Annotated in this window: 6 protein-coding genes; 1 reads left to right on the top strand and 5 read right to left on the bottom strand. The window is 39.2% G+C overall.

Annotated features, from left to right (window positions below; genetic code table 11):
* Window positions 1-73: 73 nt before the first annotated feature.
* Entirely contained in the window at window positions 74-688 is a 615-nt protein-coding gene (locus FNN09_RS08865; protein WP_143301620.1) for a leucine-rich repeat domain-containing protein, read from the top strand.
* A gap of 2 nt (window positions 689-690) precedes the next feature.
* Here the strand turns inward: FNN09_RS08865 and FNN09_RS08860 are convergent, their stop codons facing one another.
* The 5 genes from FNN09_RS08860 to FNN09_RS08840 all read right to left on the bottom strand — a co-directional run bounded on the left by FNN09_RS08860 (window position 691) and on the right by FNN09_RS08840 (window position 15,954).
* Window positions 691-1,923, bottom strand: coding sequence for a hypothetical protein (locus FNN09_RS08860; RefSeq protein WP_143301618.1), 1,233 nt, complete (start codon window positions 1,921-1,923; stop codon window positions 691-693).
* Between the two features lie 225 nt (window positions 1,924-2,148).
* A complete protein-coding gene (locus FNN09_RS08855; RefSeq protein WP_143301616.1) occupies window positions 2,149-4,347 on the bottom strand; it encodes an OmpA family protein in 2,199 nt (732 codons plus the stop codon).
* Between the two features lie 25 nt (window positions 4,348-4,372).
* The gene (locus FNN09_RS08850) at window positions 4,373-5,314 is read right to left on the bottom strand and encodes a type IX secretion system membrane protein PorP/SprF (RefSeq protein ID WP_143301614.1); all 942 of its coding nucleotides are present in this window, start codon (window positions 5,312-5,314) and stop codon (window positions 4,373-4,375) included.
* Window positions 5,315-5,346: 32 nt separating this feature from the next.
* On the bottom strand, window positions 5,347-14,724 hold the full coding sequence (locus FNN09_RS08845) for an Ig-like domain-containing protein (protein ID WP_143301612.1): 9,378 nt from the start codon (window positions 14,722-14,724) through the stop codon (window positions 5,347-5,349).
* Between the two features lie 636 nt (window positions 14,725-15,360).
* Window positions 15,361-15,954 (bottom strand): indolepyruvate oxidoreductase subunit beta, encoded by a 594-nt coding sequence (locus FNN09_RS08840; protein WP_143301610.1) that lies wholly within the window; start codon window positions 15,952-15,954, stop codon window positions 15,361-15,363.
* Between the last annotated feature and the right edge of the window lie 26 nt (window positions 15,955-15,980).

The following is a 15,980-nucleotide window of genomic DNA, read 5'->3' as shown; positions in this document are numbered from 1 at the left end:
TCAAACAGTTTTCTTTTGGCTAATTAGTATAATATTTCTTTCTCTTTGTTATTTTCGAATAAAATTCATTGTAATGTCAGATATCGCCATCATCAAAGAACTAAACCAGCATTTGACACGACGACTGAAGCAGGTCAAAAAAATTAGCTGGATAACAAAAGGCTATGTACTCAATGAGCAACAGAATGTAACACACTTGAGCATTTTCAAGAGTCGTTTGAACGGCACTATTCCTTCTGTTTTATTTGAACTTAAACACCTTCAGTACATCGACATTAGAGATAACGATATAAATGAAATTCCAGTAGAGATTGAAGCATTAAAAGAGTTAAGCTATTTCGATATTCGTAGCAATAATTTATGTGCCTTGCCTCAATCGATAAATGCATTGAAGAAACTTGAACGACTATATCTGGGACAAAATAAGTTTACAAAAGTGCCCGAAGTTATTTCTCAACTAAATAGTTTGCGCCTGATTGACTTAAGCGACAATCAATTAAGAGAAGGTTGCGAAAACTTGCTAAAGGCACAAAATCTCAGATACATCTACCTAAACAACAATCAATTAAGCAACTTTCCTTTTGATAAAGTTAAGGATAGTCAACTGGATGAACTGGTATTGATTGATAATCCATTAAAAGATCAACATGGCATAGTACGGCATAAGATCGAACGTTTGATTTTGTAATTTTAGAAGTAAAACATAAAACCAAAACTTATTCTCATTGCATCTCTGCTTTTATCTTCCTTAAAAGGATCCTCATCAACATAACCATCGCCCTGTAAACTTTTAATACCATAGTTTAACTCAATACCATAGGTCATGCGTTCGTAATGATCAAACATGATGTTTATGATTCCATAGCCATGTCTATGATTAATGTCTCCCCCAATAACTGTTATAGGATCCTCTTCAACTCCTGATAAGAGGTAACGTTCAGTATCATTCGTATAAAAACGTGAATAACCCAATACCATATTGGTATGAATTTTACGTGTCCAATAATGTTCATAAGCCATCCAACCTCCATAGGTTGGTGTAGGCTCAAAAGTGCCAGTATTTGTAGGAAAACCATCATAGCCAAAGCCACCAATACTTGTAATATATGAGGCAATACCTTTCCCCCAAATACCCTGAAATTGCAGGTTATTCCGTTTCTTTTTAAGCATTCCTGAAAAAGACAAACCATAACCTAAAAAGGCATCGCTTTCATCGTTATACCTATACCTTATATTTCGAAAAATACTGGACAAACGAATGTGTCCCCATTGTTTTTCATGCTTCATACCTAATATAACATCAGGTGTTGTTTGATAATCCTCCTCAAGTAATGGTTCTAAATCACTATTTCGAATAACATCGGCAATTGGAGCATCTAAGGCAATTATATAACGCCAGTTGGGATTACCAAATGAGTTAAAATATTTTATGTGCGGAGTACGCACCCAAATACCCGATGGAGGTCCCTCCCATTCCATTATATTTGGCCATAAGGCTTCATCACCAAAAGAAGCCCATCCCTGACCAATTTGCCAATGATCAAACTCTACGTAAGCTTTTCTTAAACGCATATGACCATTTCCTCCCCAAAAGTCAAATTCTACTAAGGCATATATATTTTTACCTTCTTTCGTACGTAAGGCTGACTCAAACTTTAATTGAGTTTGGTACATATCCACATTAAGACTTTTGGAATCATCATCCCCAAATACATTGATTTTACCAATGTTAAAGGTTTCACTATCCTGCAAGCCTCCATATACATCAAAGTACCCATTTAACTTTATATTGGCACCAAAACTACCTTTAAAAACAGGCTCTGCACCAACTGAATCTTTTGATGCAAATGTTAAAATTCGATCCTGACCATAAAGTGAACAAGTAATTATAAGGAACAAGAAACTTAAAATATTAATTTTCATAGAGCGGGTTTATTAATCTGTTGGGAATACAAATTTTTATCGAATGGTTAAATTATTAATCGTTAGATTATAGTGATAAGCTAAGTTAAATCATTTTTAGCAAAACTAGAATAGCTAAAATCCCATTTTGAGCCTATCTTTGCATAAAAATTAGGGCCGGCTGAACTATTTCAACCGACCCTTTCTTACATTCCCCAATTCAAATCCTATCTTTTCCTTTTTACATTACATGGCTATAATTGTGACTTCAGAACGACGATTCGCCTGATGCTCTAATTCAGAACAGCGCACTCCATCGGCACATTTATTTTTTAAACGAGTTTCACCATATCCTTTGGCCTGTATGCGTGATTTATCAATGCCACGCTCAAGCATATATGCCACTGCCGACTCGGCACGTTTTTGCGATAGCACCTGGTTAGAAGAGGCAGATCCTCTTGCATCGGTGTGCGACCCTAGCTCAATTTTTATAGTTGGATTATCTTGTAGAAACTGAACCATGTCGTTCAGCTCAGTAGCAGCATCTTCACGGATGTTCCATTTCCCTAAGTCATAAAGAATCTCGATCTCAATACTCTTACCAACTTCTGCTTTTTCAAGTTCCAACTCCACAAACTCATTTACATTAACATAGCCAGTATCGCGCCCCATGGTTGAATACGTTAAACGTTTTGTAAAGAATTCTTTTTTTGTAAAAACTAAATCGTATTCCATATCGGGCTCCAGTCTCGTTTTAAAAGTACCATCTTCATTACTCGTGATTCTTTTTTGCTCACCTTGCGCAGGAACCATCAATACATTTACTTCGGGTATAGCTGTCATATCTGGTAATAGAAATACATTACCATAAATACCATAAACAGGTAACGGTATCAGTTCCATTTCATGTTCATCAACATCTTCCGACACATCAATTACATTGGCATAAGGGTAATAGTCAACTGCATTCACAACCAAGCTTAGTTCAGCCATTTCAAGTGGTAATTCAGAAGCGACCATACCTTCAGCATCTGACATTAGTTCAGCTATTATATCACCTGCTGGGTTTTTCAATAGAACTGGCGTATTTGCAATTATCTGACGAGTGTTTTTATCGATCAATTTGCTTTTAAAGTGCTTTTTGAAGCTGACAGCATTAAGTATTTTAAAACGATAAATATCATCATCGCCTTTGCCTCCACTTCGGTTTGAGGCAAAATAGCCATTTATGCCATCATCCATTAAAAACAGACTAAAATCATCTTTTTCAGAGTTGATTGGATAACCCATGTTATGAACACGGTAACTTCCCTTTCTTTCTGACGCCACGAACAAATCCAATCCTCCTAAACCTAAATGTCCGTTTGAAGCAAAGTATAATTTCCCATCAGCATCAACAAAAGGAAACATTTCATCGCCCTCGGTATTAACCTCATCTCCCATGTTAATTGGTTCTGACCAACCATTGCTGGTGCGATTAACATACCAAATATCTGATCCACCAAGCCCCTCTTCACGATCGCTGGCGAAGTACAAACGCTGACCATCTTTGGTTATAAAACCATGCCCTGTTGAGTGACTGACATCGTTAAAAGGCAAATCAACCGGCTTTCCCCATGTCCCATCTATCTGTTTACTGGCCACCATTAAATTAAGGTGGTTTGTGCCATCTACACCTTTTTTACCAATTAAATTATTAAAGGTATTGCGGGTTATAAATAACTCAGTACGCTCAGTATTTACACTTACTGGTCCATCGTGATACATGGATTTCAATTGTGTAGATAATAGCTGAGCCTTGCCATGGCCACCGTCTTTAATTTTGGAGGTGAAAATATTAAGGTATGGAGTTTCTTTCCAGGCATATTCACGACGAATGACCACATCCACTTCGCGAGCTGATGAAAAGACTACATGGTCATCAACCACAAAAGCACCAAAATCCGATTGGCTTGAATTAAAATCAACTGGCTCAACTAAGTATCGTTCTTCTGATAATATCTTCTCAATAACCGGAAGCGCATTATTCTGTTTCAAGGCTCTTGAATCTTCAGCATTATTAATTAAATATTTGGCCATGTAAGTATCTGCCTCGGCATATTTACCATTGTACTTTAGGGCCTGAGCAAAAAAGAACAGATCTTCACCAACTAAGTAATCGGCATTTACACTGGCATACACTTCTTCTGCCTTTTCTGTTTCTTGCACTTTAAGGTAGGCCTGTGCGAGCTTCGGTTTAATTGAATCAGCCAAATATCCCTTCTGATACAAGGGCTCATAACGGCGTATACTTTTTGCATATGCCATATTATCAAAAGCTTTATCGGCTTGTTTTACACGAAACGGATTAACCAAACTATCCATTTTATTACTGTAGGTCTGAGCCTGAGCTGCAGAAACAAGCATTAAAAAGCTAAATATTATAATAGAGATTCTTAATTTCATTTTTAAACACTCTTAGGGTTTGATACTAGAAATACCTTGGTGATTTGACTTTGTTTTTTAAGAAACCATCGAAATCGTAACTAATGATAATTTCATGACTACCATTGTTGTAGTTATTTAGCTCCGACACAGTAAAATCATAGGAGTAACCAATCATTAATTGCTTATTCAAACGAATATTGCCAATTAGTGCAACTGCATCACCAATACGATATGTAGCTCCTAGCCAATAGGTATCTTTATACAAGCATTGAGCTGTAATATCGGTTGATGGAGGCGCACCATTAACAATTTTTGTTAACACTGATGGTTTCAGTTTCACATCTTCATTAATATCAAACACATAACCTCCCATTAAAAACACATGCTGCTTCAAGTCGCTTAAAGAGCCAGTGGTACTTTGCTCACCATTTAATGTTGTTTGTATTAATTTTGGTACCGATGCTCCAAAGTAATACTTATCGGCATATAAATAGAGTCCTAAACCGGCGTTGGGTTGGAAGCGTTGTTCCACGTTATCCATAAAAGCCACATCTTCATCACCCACATTAAGATTTGTAAGGTTTACATAGTAGTTATAGATACCACCTTTTACACCCATTGATAAAGTAAGGGACTCGCTTAAGCTAACGCGATAAGCATAATTCACGTTGATGTAATAATTATTAACTGGCCCATGACTATCGGATACAACCGATAGCCCCAAGCCCATTTTATAGTTATTCAAAGGCGTATGCATGGTAAAATCATAAGTGCGCGGAGCACCTTCCATGCCTGTCCACTGCATGCGTGAAAGTAACAACACATTCATGGCATTGCGTGTACCAGCATAGGCCGGGTTAACCGAAACCGTATTAAACATGTATTGCGTATATAACGGCTCTTGCTGAGCCTGTACCTTTTGCACTCCTACAAATAACAGTAAGGCACTTAATACAACTAGGGTATTTTTATATAATCGATTCATTTCTTTCAAAATTTTCAATTCGTAAGGTTTGCTTAACGGTTAAGATAAATATTGCCTTGTAGCTTTTCTCCATTATCCTGAATGGTAATGATGTAGTAGTAGGTTCCTACCGGCAATTCATCACCAATACTAAAGCCTACGTTTGATTCACCATTCCAGTCATTCATGTATTTATCCTTTCGATAAACAACATTACCCCAACGGTTAAATACTTCAAAGCTTACTTTGTCATATTGATTTAGCCACCCGATCACAAAGAAGTCATTTGTTCCATCACCATTTGGTGAAAAACCTTCAAGTACCTCTAGTTCATCGTAACACCTATCTTCATCAATGCGGTTAGGTGTAACATCATTATCGCAGTCGCCCCTTGGCTCGTCAGCATCCAATACTCCATCATTATCTGAGTCTAAGTCGCGATAATCTTCTTGGCCATCGCCATCTGTGTCAACATCACCTTCTTCTTCATCAAGAATGCCGTCACCGTCAGAATCTTCGTCTCGGTAATCTTCTTGGCCATCACCATCGGTATCTCCGTCACCTTCGTTTTCGTCAAGAATTCCATCGTTATCTGAATCCAAATCTTTGTAATCAGGTGTGTCATCGCCATCGGTATCCACATCTCCTTCATCTTCATCTAAAATACCATCGCCATCAGAATCTTCGTCTTCATCGTTTGGTATGCCATCACCATCCACATCATCATCACCCTCACGATCATTATCAATACCATCGCCATCGCGATCGGTATTTTCAATTACTGTAATGGTTACAAGTGCAGTGGAGCACATCGGTGGAGTTGCATCGTCACAAATCTGGTATGTAAAGCTATCTTCACCAAAGAATCGATAGTTAGGCGTGTAGGTATAAGTACCGTCAGAATTAATCGTCAGCTCACCATTCTCTGTTTCAACTATTGGCGTTGTATTGATGATTAACAGATCACCTTCAGCATCGGTATCATTACTTAATAATGAAGTTCCATTCAAGACCTCTCCCTCGTTTATTTGCGCCACATCGGCATTGGCTACAGGAGCTGTATTAGCAGTATCATTATCCTTATTTATTACGGATATACTTGCTGTTTTACCATGGTAAGCAGCATCAGAACGAGCATCATCAACAGAAAGCGTTAATGCATACGTGATATCGCCATCAACCTCATCATCATCAACACCAGTAATTGTAATGGTTTGATCGGTGTCCCAATTACTGCTTGTAAACACAAGTTGAGTGTGGTTCAATTCACCTTCCGTCACATCTAATCCGGTGATATCAATAACTACATCTAATGCTGGTTGAGCATCTAGCTTTAAGTTATAGCTAACACTTGTTCCATCTTCCGATGTTTCAGCAACTGTACCTTGAATACGTGGCGAATAACCAGCGGTATCGTTATCTTGATTTGTTACCTCAACTGTTTGATCAGTTACTACACTGAAAGCGTTGTCACTGTTGTTTTCATCCACACTGATAGTAATGCTGTACAATTGATCACCATCCACTAAAGAATCATCCTCAGGAGTAACAGTTACAGTTTGTGGCGTATTCCAGCTGGCTGGTGTGAAAGTTACAGATTCAAGCACTGTTCCTTCGTCATCAGACTCACTTAATAAAAGTACCACATCACTAGTTGGTTCGGCTGATAGTACCAAGTTAAACGCATCGGTAGATCCATCTTCACTCGTTGTTAACTTTGTTGAACTAACAGTAAAGCCTGCTTGGTCATTGTCTTCATTCGTCACGTTCACTGTTTGTGCATTAACTGCATCAAAAGCATCGTCACTATTGGCGGCATCAATTTCAATTGTTACAAGGTATGCTTGAGTACCATCAATAAGGTAATCATCTTCAGGCGTGACAAGCACCGTTTGTGGCTCGTTCCAGTTACTTGATGTAAAGGTTAACGAGCTAACAGTTGTACCTTCGTCATCATCCTCTGATATTATTATTGCAACATTACTCAAAGGCTGTTTAGATAGTACCACGGTAAATTCATCTGTTGTGCCATCCTCATTCGTTGTTAATGTTGTTTTATTAACTGTAAAACCTGCAACATCGTCATCTTCATTAGTCACAGTTACCTTTTTAGTGGCTAATAGGTCAAATGCATCATCGCTATTAGCAGCATCAACCGCAATGATGATGTCATATGTTTGATCTCCATCAACCGTATTATCATCTTCAGGAGTAATCATAATGGTTTGTGGCTGATCCCAATTATCTGTTGTAAATGTAACAGAACCAATAACTATCCCTTCGTCATCCGCCTCGGTTAATAACAAAACAACATTGTTAGTTGGTTTGGCAGATAAAACCAAAGTGAAATTATCTGTTGTACCATCTTCATTGGTTGTTAAAGTATTTTTGCTAACAGTGTAACCTGCGCCGTCGTTATCTTCATTGGTTACTTCAACCAGTTTAGCCGCCACCAAATCAAAGGCATCGTCACTATTGTTGGCATCTACCGCAATGGTTATGTTATAAGTTTGATCACCATCGATTAGCGCATCATCCTCTGGAGTTACTGTTATGATTTGTGGATTATTCCAATCAGAAGAAGTAAACTCAATGGAAGCTGGCACTGTACCTTCATCATCAGTCTCAATTAAGGTTACTACAACTGGTGTTGATGGTTGAGCCGTAAGAACAATACTGAAATTGGCTGTTGTACCATTCTCACTTGTCGTAACTGCTGTTTCGCTCACAGTTATATTGGCCACATCATTGTCAAGGTTACGAACAATTGCTGTTGTTGATAAACCATCATAACCATCATCAGAATTAGCATTATTAACTGCTAAAGTTAATGTGTAGTCTATCGCTCCATCAATAATCGCATCGTCTTCTCCAGTAACAGTAACTGTTTGTACCTCGTCCCAATTATCCGTTGTAAACGTTAAAGTTGCAGTACTTAAGCTACCTTCAGAAGCATCCAGACCACTAATTATTAGCTCTACATTACTGGCGGGCTGTGTGTTTAATTTAACATCAAAGCTATCTGTTATTTTGTCTTCGCTGGTTTCATTACTTCCACCAGTAGTAATAACCGTGATGCCTGCCACATCATCATCTGAAATGGTGGCAACTACTTGTTGTACGCCATCCTCAGTTCCGTTTGTAACTGTGTTTATATCGACAATTACCGTTTCATCTCCTTCGGTCAATACATCATCAGTCCCTGTTAAAGTAAGCTCTGCTTCGCTTGCGAATGGTGCAATTGATAGGCTTAGGCTAGAATGCGTATAATCTGTCGCTACCGCTGTACCGGTTAAAGCCAGCTCAACATCTACTGTTTCAACACTTGGATGACTCAAAATAGCTTTGACAGTGCCAGTACCTCCATTTTCTGAGAAAGGAGAACCTGCTAATTCTAATCGAACGCTTGGTTTTGCCTGTCCATCAGTTATGTCTATGCTCACCTGCTGAGGTGTGGCTTCAGTAGCATTGTTTACAGTACTTATGCCAACGATTACATCTTCAGCGCCTTCATAAATATTATCAACCACTGAGGTTATTTTTGCTGTTCCTGAAGTTAAGCCTGCAGGAATCACAATCTCTGTAGCTGAATTAGCATTTGTACCCGCTTCGGTATTAGCATCTGTGCCGTTAAGTGTTGCACTTCCTGAATAAGCTAAAGTAACAGTAACAGGCAAACCAGACTGAGCATCAATCTCAGCCGTCACTATTGCTACTCCACCATTTTCAGCAATTGTAGAATTATCAACCTTTAAAGTTACTAAAGGTGCATCATCATCATCTTGAATTGTTGTTGTAACTTGCTGTGTACCGTCTTCCGTTCCGTTGGTAACAGATGCGATATTAACAACGATGGTTTCATCGTCCTCATCTAAATTATCTGCTACTGCCGTAACTGTAACAGTACCTGTTGTTGCTCCAACTGGTATTACTATTTCAGTGGCCGAATTAGCATTTGTTCCTTTTGCAGTGTTTGCGTCGGTGCCACCTAAAGCAGCTGTACCCGAATAATTTAATGTGACAGTTACAGGTAAACCTGATTCTGAATCAAGCTTTGCTTCTACTATTGCTACACCATTATTTTCAACGATAGTTGTTTTATCAATTGAAAGTGTAACTGCAGGGGCTGCATCATCATCGGTAATACTTGTTGTTACCTGTTGCGTACCATTTTCGGTACCATTAACTACAGAAGCTACATCAATTATAACTGTCTCGTCTGCTTCATCAATAAGATCTTGCTTGGCCGTAATGCTTACGCTTCCACTTACTGCTCCTGCTGGAATAACAATTTGAGTTGCAGAGTTTGCATTGATTGCTGCAGCCGTAGTTGCATCCGTTCCGCTTAGCGCAGCTGTACCTGTGTATGCTAAATTAATTGTTACAGGTAAAGCTGATTGAGCATCAATAGTAGCAGTGACTGTTGCGGTTCCATTATCCTCTGCAATAGATTCATTATCTATGGAAAGTGACACTTTAGGTGCTAAATCATCATCTGTGATGCTAGCACTTACTTGCTGAGTACCATTTTCGATACCGTTGGTAACGCTAGATATATCAACCACTACTGATTCGTTGTTTTCATCAAGTAAATCCTGAACTGCAGTAAGTGAAATTGATGCTGTTTTTTGACCAGCTGGAATGGCTATGCTCGCAGCTGATGTGTAATCTGTAATGATAGTTGCATCTCCGCTGTATGCCAAATTAACGACTACATCAGACGTACTAAAGATGTCCGAAGTTGCAGTAATAGTTGCTACTCCGTTGTTCTCTGCAATTGAAGAACCCGTTAACCCTAAAGTAATGGACGGTATGTCGTCGTTAACGATGGTATAGGTACTGGTTGCTTGAGTGCCTATGCTAACGCCAGCTGTTTGTCCGTCCAATTCAAACATGATTGTTTCATTGTCCTCAGCCACGGTTTCATTAACGATCGATAGCGTTAATGGGATGCTTTGAGCAAGTGTGTAATCACCTGCTGGTATTGTAACTAATACGGTGTGCGTATAGTCATCGATAATTGTAGCAGTACCACCAGTTATAGTGGCGTTAACCGTAACGCTTGTTGCTAATATTTCACCACTTGCAACAATTACAGGGATATTGCTTCCTGTTGCTTCTGAATCCTGATAAGATGCTGCTCCAAATTGCAAGCTTAAAGCGTCAATAACGTTTTTCACCGTAACGGTTATAGCTTGAGAATCTTTTAAGCCATCCGCATCCTCTACCTGAACGATAAGATCATAAATATTGTTCGTTCCGGCATCCATTGGAGATTCAAAATCAGGGGCCGTGATAAATGTTAGAACACCAGTTCCTGGTACAATAGAGAATAAAGCGGCATCATCACCACTGATAGAATAGGTTTTGGTATCGCCATCATCAGGGTCAGTTGCAGAAACTGTTTGTACACTGATGGTTCCCTCTGCAATGCTAACATTGTTGGCAATTATAACAGGAGGATCGTTTTGCGGTGTAACAGTTATACTCACTGTTACAATGTCACTATTTATCGAACCATCGTTTGCCTTGTATGTAAAACTATCTGATGTAGTTTCGCTCCCATTGTGTGTATAGCTGAATGTTCCATTAGTATTAAGGGTTAAGTCGCCGTTTTTCACATCTTCCTCCAAAATGGCATTTAGAGTGTTGTTCTCTACATCGGTATCGTTGTCCAGTACGCTAATATTGGTCGACACTAATGTAGTGCTAGTGCCCCCCTCAAGCACAGTGATTGCATCCACAACGGCTACTGGCGCATCGTTTTGAGGTACAACTTGCACAGCTATAGTTGCTGAATTAGATACAAAAGCATCTGTATCAGAAATAGTGTATTGAATAGAAGTAACCCCATTGAAATCGAGCAAAGGAGAATAAGTTACTTCTCCACTGTTATTGGCAGTCCATGTACCAAATGCATTGGTAATGGTGTTTTGAATACCAACATCAACAAGGTTCAAATCAACAGATGTTATATCAAGTGCATCTTTATCATCCGTGTCGTTAGCTGCAACATCAATAGTGATGGCTACATCTTCGTTTGTTTTATTGAGAAGCAAATCAACATCATCGATAGCAACTGGTGCTGCATCATCATCAAGGTTAACTCCACTAATAGTTTGTGAGGCTAAACCACTATAGTTGCCATCGCTGGATGATTTGATGCTGACAGTAATATCAAAGGCTTGATCTCCATCAATAATCACATCATCTTGACCGGTAACTGTTACAACTTGTGCTGTATTCCAATCTGCTACTTTAAAAGTTAGCTCGTTATCCAAAGCATCAATAGCTGCTTCTGTTAAATGATCGGCTGATAGTAGTAAATCCAATACAACATCGGCTGTAGGTGCTGAATTTAAAATAACACTAAATGTGGCGGTTGTACCACTTTCACTTACACTATTAGAAATGGCCGAAACGGTGAATCCTGCTGCATCGTTATCTACAATGGTCACTGTTTTGCTCGCATCACCTTGTATTTTTGCACCAAGGATGGTTCCCATTTCAATAATTACTGTTTCTGGATCCTCATCAATTAGGTCGTCTACTGCTGTTATTGTTATCTCACCAAATAACTGACCAGCAGGAATAACGATTTCAGCAGCCGTAAAAGCATTTGTTTTTGGTAATGCTAAGTAATCACCTCCTGCACCCTCTGTTGCTGTACTTGCATCGTATGTTAGCGGAATTGTTATATCCTGATACGTTGTTTCGCTTAATGTTATTGTAACTGTAGCTACCTCTAACAATTCACTTATAATTACTTCATCTACCGAAATAGTTACTTTGGGAAGATTTTGTCGCCAATCCCGGTCATCGCCTGAATCATCAGCATCAGGATAATCTGTTGCTAACTCGCCTCCATCTGTGGGATCATTGCCAATGGTACTATCAAAAGCATCATCCAGGCCATCATTGTCTCCATCGGTACCCAAGGGAGTTATATCACTGCTGCCATCCCGATTTAAATCGTGCGCTTCAATAATATCTGATTCACTGTCTTCATCGGAGTTGATATCCAAAAAGTCTGGTAAATCATCTCCATCGATATTAGATGGAATAATTGTGGTTCCTCCATTATCAGGATCGTAGGCATTATCTAAACCATCTGTGTCAGTATCGTTGTTTAGAGGGGCAATATAGCCTACTGTTGCCTGTGCTTCTATATTATCAATAATACCGTCGGCATCGGCATCCAAATCTCTGTAATCGAACAAACCATCGGCATCTGTATCAATTGGGTTTGACGCATCGTCTATTCCATCGTTATTCAAATCAGCCCCATTGGTAATATCAACATCAAAAGCATCAACAATACCATCTAGATCAGCATCTAAGCTTGTACTTGCCAAGCCCGATGTTTCATAATAATCGGTAATTCCATCGTTATCTGCATCCAGGTCGAAAGCATCCATTATGGCATCGCCATCACTGTCGACAAAGGTATTTAATGCACCTCCTGCTGATGCATCAAAGACATCGTCAATACCATTGTTATCCGAATCTATTCCTGTTGCTATTGTAGAGGAGCTTGATTCGTATGCATCAGACACCCCATCATTATCGGAATCGATATCAACGAAATTAGGTGAGCCATCATTATCAACATCCAATAGTATAAGCGCTGTTCCTCCTGCTCCGGGATCTACCTCATCGTTTAAACCATTAATGTTAACATCGGGAAAAGTACCATAGTGACCACTTGGATCACTTGTTCCACCTGCTTCATAAGCATCAGTAAAGCCATCATTATCACTATCTAAGTCTTGAAAATCAGGAATCCCATCGCGATCTCGATCAAATAAATCGTTAATTCCATCGCCATTATCATCAACAAAAGGACGGCCATCTGCTGTTACCAGATCACTATCTTTATAGTTGGGTGTGTTATCGTTATCATCATCTTTACTTGGGTCGGTACCTGTTTGACCATCTTCATTTTCATCAAGTATACCATCGTTATCTGTATCTAAATCACAGAAATCACTGATGTTGTCGTTATCTGAATCTTCTTCGGAATAAACGAAGTTAAAGTATGAAACAATTCCTCCTTCGGATCCGTCGAGAGCTCCATTCGTTGCATTATCGGTATGTTTTCCTGCTAAACCACCATTTCTGTTCACAGTAATACCACTTGGCAAGGCAGATAGGTTGTATAGGAAAGCACCACCACCACCACCGCCACCAGGACCGTGATGATTATCTGTATTTAAGTCTTGGCCATTACCACCCGACACATCAATCGTAAGCGTACCATTAAATTCTTGTATTTCAAAAGCAACAGTACCACCGCCGCCGCCACCGCCACCACCATCAGGAGCTCCAACTGGGTTGGATGCTACAGGAGATGTACCAGATGCATTAATCGTATGACCATTCCCTACAATTCGCTTCGCTCTAATAACTACTAAACCACCACCATCGGCAGCTGTAGAAGAATTATTGTTCGTAATAAAACCGGCACCACCAGCGCCACCAAAGAATATGCGATTTTCGCTAACATAGCTACTCATTTCTACTCCTCCAAGGCCACCTGCAGCAATACCTTGAGTACCATTACACCAACGATCACCACCGGCACCACCAGCACCATAGTTGGAGCCACCACCGCCACCAGTATCACCATTTATTCCGCCACCTCCACCATTTCCACGGGGTGCACGTCCTCCATTGGTATTCGCGTCATCCACAACAACACCTTGTCCTTTAGGGCTCACATGGTCATGAGAAGATGGAAACACCATCCAGTCATCGGGATTTAACCCACATTCATCTGAACCATTATCTGTATTGACGATACCTTGATAACCTGTTCCTTGTACATTTATGTCGGCATTAAAAGTTAAAGTGCCTTCAACAAAGATTGCTACGACACCACCTTGACCAGTTCCCGGGTCCCAGGCTGCCGCTGTAATATCACTATCAATCGAATGGTCGCCACTATAAGATGCTACTCGTACTAGCTGTATTTGACCTGCTTCGTCGTAGGTGCGTTTAAGTCGACCACGGGGAAAAATAAAGTTGCCCTCAATTTTACCAATTACAAAAAATTCATAGTTACCAGCATTTCCAATATCGGTGATATTACCTGCTGTAGCACTTGCATTATTGGTATCAATGGAAGCACCTTTCATTTGAACAATCAGCACACGATCACCAGACGAAAAGCCTGTTGTATTTTCTACTTCTATTTTATAATCGCAATCAGCGCCATTAGTACTGTTACCACATTCATCGCAAGATGGATCTGGCGCATGTACCTTTATGATGCGTAAAGTGCTATTTATTTGAGCTACTGTAGTAAAAGAGAATTGCATTAGCAATAATAAAAACCACATTACATAATGGGGTTTTACACCTTGCCTCAACATCTGCCAAAAACATTGCAATCCATCAAAGGAAGCAATCGTCAATGATCTGTTTTTCATAGAAAATTAGGTTATATATTTTAATTATAAATTCATTTAACACTTTGGCTAGTACGCAAAGCACTAAGGAAGGATACGCTACAAACGTTAGAAAAAGATGAACAATTACTCATTTGCTGATGAGTATCGCAAAAGGCAGGATAAACGGCAGTAATTATTTGATAAACTTTTAGAAATATATCTTAGAAATACGCCAAAAATGTTTCTAAAACTTTTGTTTGGTAGTTAGCTTTAATTTTTTTTCTAAGTCGGGAGCGGGATCCATTCACTCTATCTGGACTTAAATGGAGTATTGTTGATATTTTTTTGTTACCTAATCCGAGTCTTACAAAGCCAAATAGGTTTAATTCAAAGAGGCTTTCACTAGCAACGGTAGTTATAATATGTGTTTTGTTAGTATTTTGAAATCGCATAAAAGATTAGTTAAGGCATTTATGCAATTACTTCAAATACATATATCGTATTTCAAATGCTATTCAATTACTCTAAACTATCAACGGCTTTTGTAAACTCTTAAATACATCTATTTATCTTTCAATTTTTATTTCTCTATGAGGAGGAGAAAATAATTTATAAAAAAGCCAGCTACCCATAAGGCAACTGGCTAAGAAATTAATATATCTAATGTTGTGTGTTTTAATTACGGCTAGCTAGCTTTTCTTCACTAGCAGCACGACCGGCACGTAATGCATTAATATTAGATTCAACAATTGCATCACCTTTACGACCAAATATTTTGCGTATGCCCTCTTCTAAAGCTTCAAAATCAATGTCGATAAATGGAGAAGCAGCTCCTAACATTACAATGTTTGACGAACGCTTAGTGGCAACTTCTGCAGCGATTTTTTCTGCATCGATAGCAATATGATTTGGCTGTTCGGCTATCTTAGCCAATACATCCTCCATTTCTGGGTAATTGGGTATGTTTACAAAAGGTGTAGTATTGGTAACCAACCATCCATCTTTTGAAAGAAATGGAAGGTATCGCAATGATTCCATTGGCTCAACCGATAATATTATATCAGCTTTTCCTCGGGGTATTAAATCCGAAGAAATTGGTTTACTACTCACACGCAAATGCGATTGCACATCACCTCCGCGCTGGCTCATACCATGAACTTCTGCTTGCTTCAGGTGTAAATCCTTGTCTACAGCTGCCATACCAATTGTTGCAGCTATGGAAAGAATCCCTTGTCCTCCAACACCTGCTAATACTATATCTGATTTCATAATTACTGTTAGTTTTAATGAGTGCT

The sequence above is a fragment of the Carboxylicivirga sp. M1479 genome, assembly GCF_007097485.1.
Classification (GTDB): domain Bacteria; phylum Bacteroidota; class Bacteroidia; order Bacteroidales; family Marinilabiliaceae; genus Carboxylicivirga.
The sequence above is the reverse complement of the archived record's forward strand: the minus strand, read 5'-3'. Positions and strand labels throughout refer to the sequence as shown.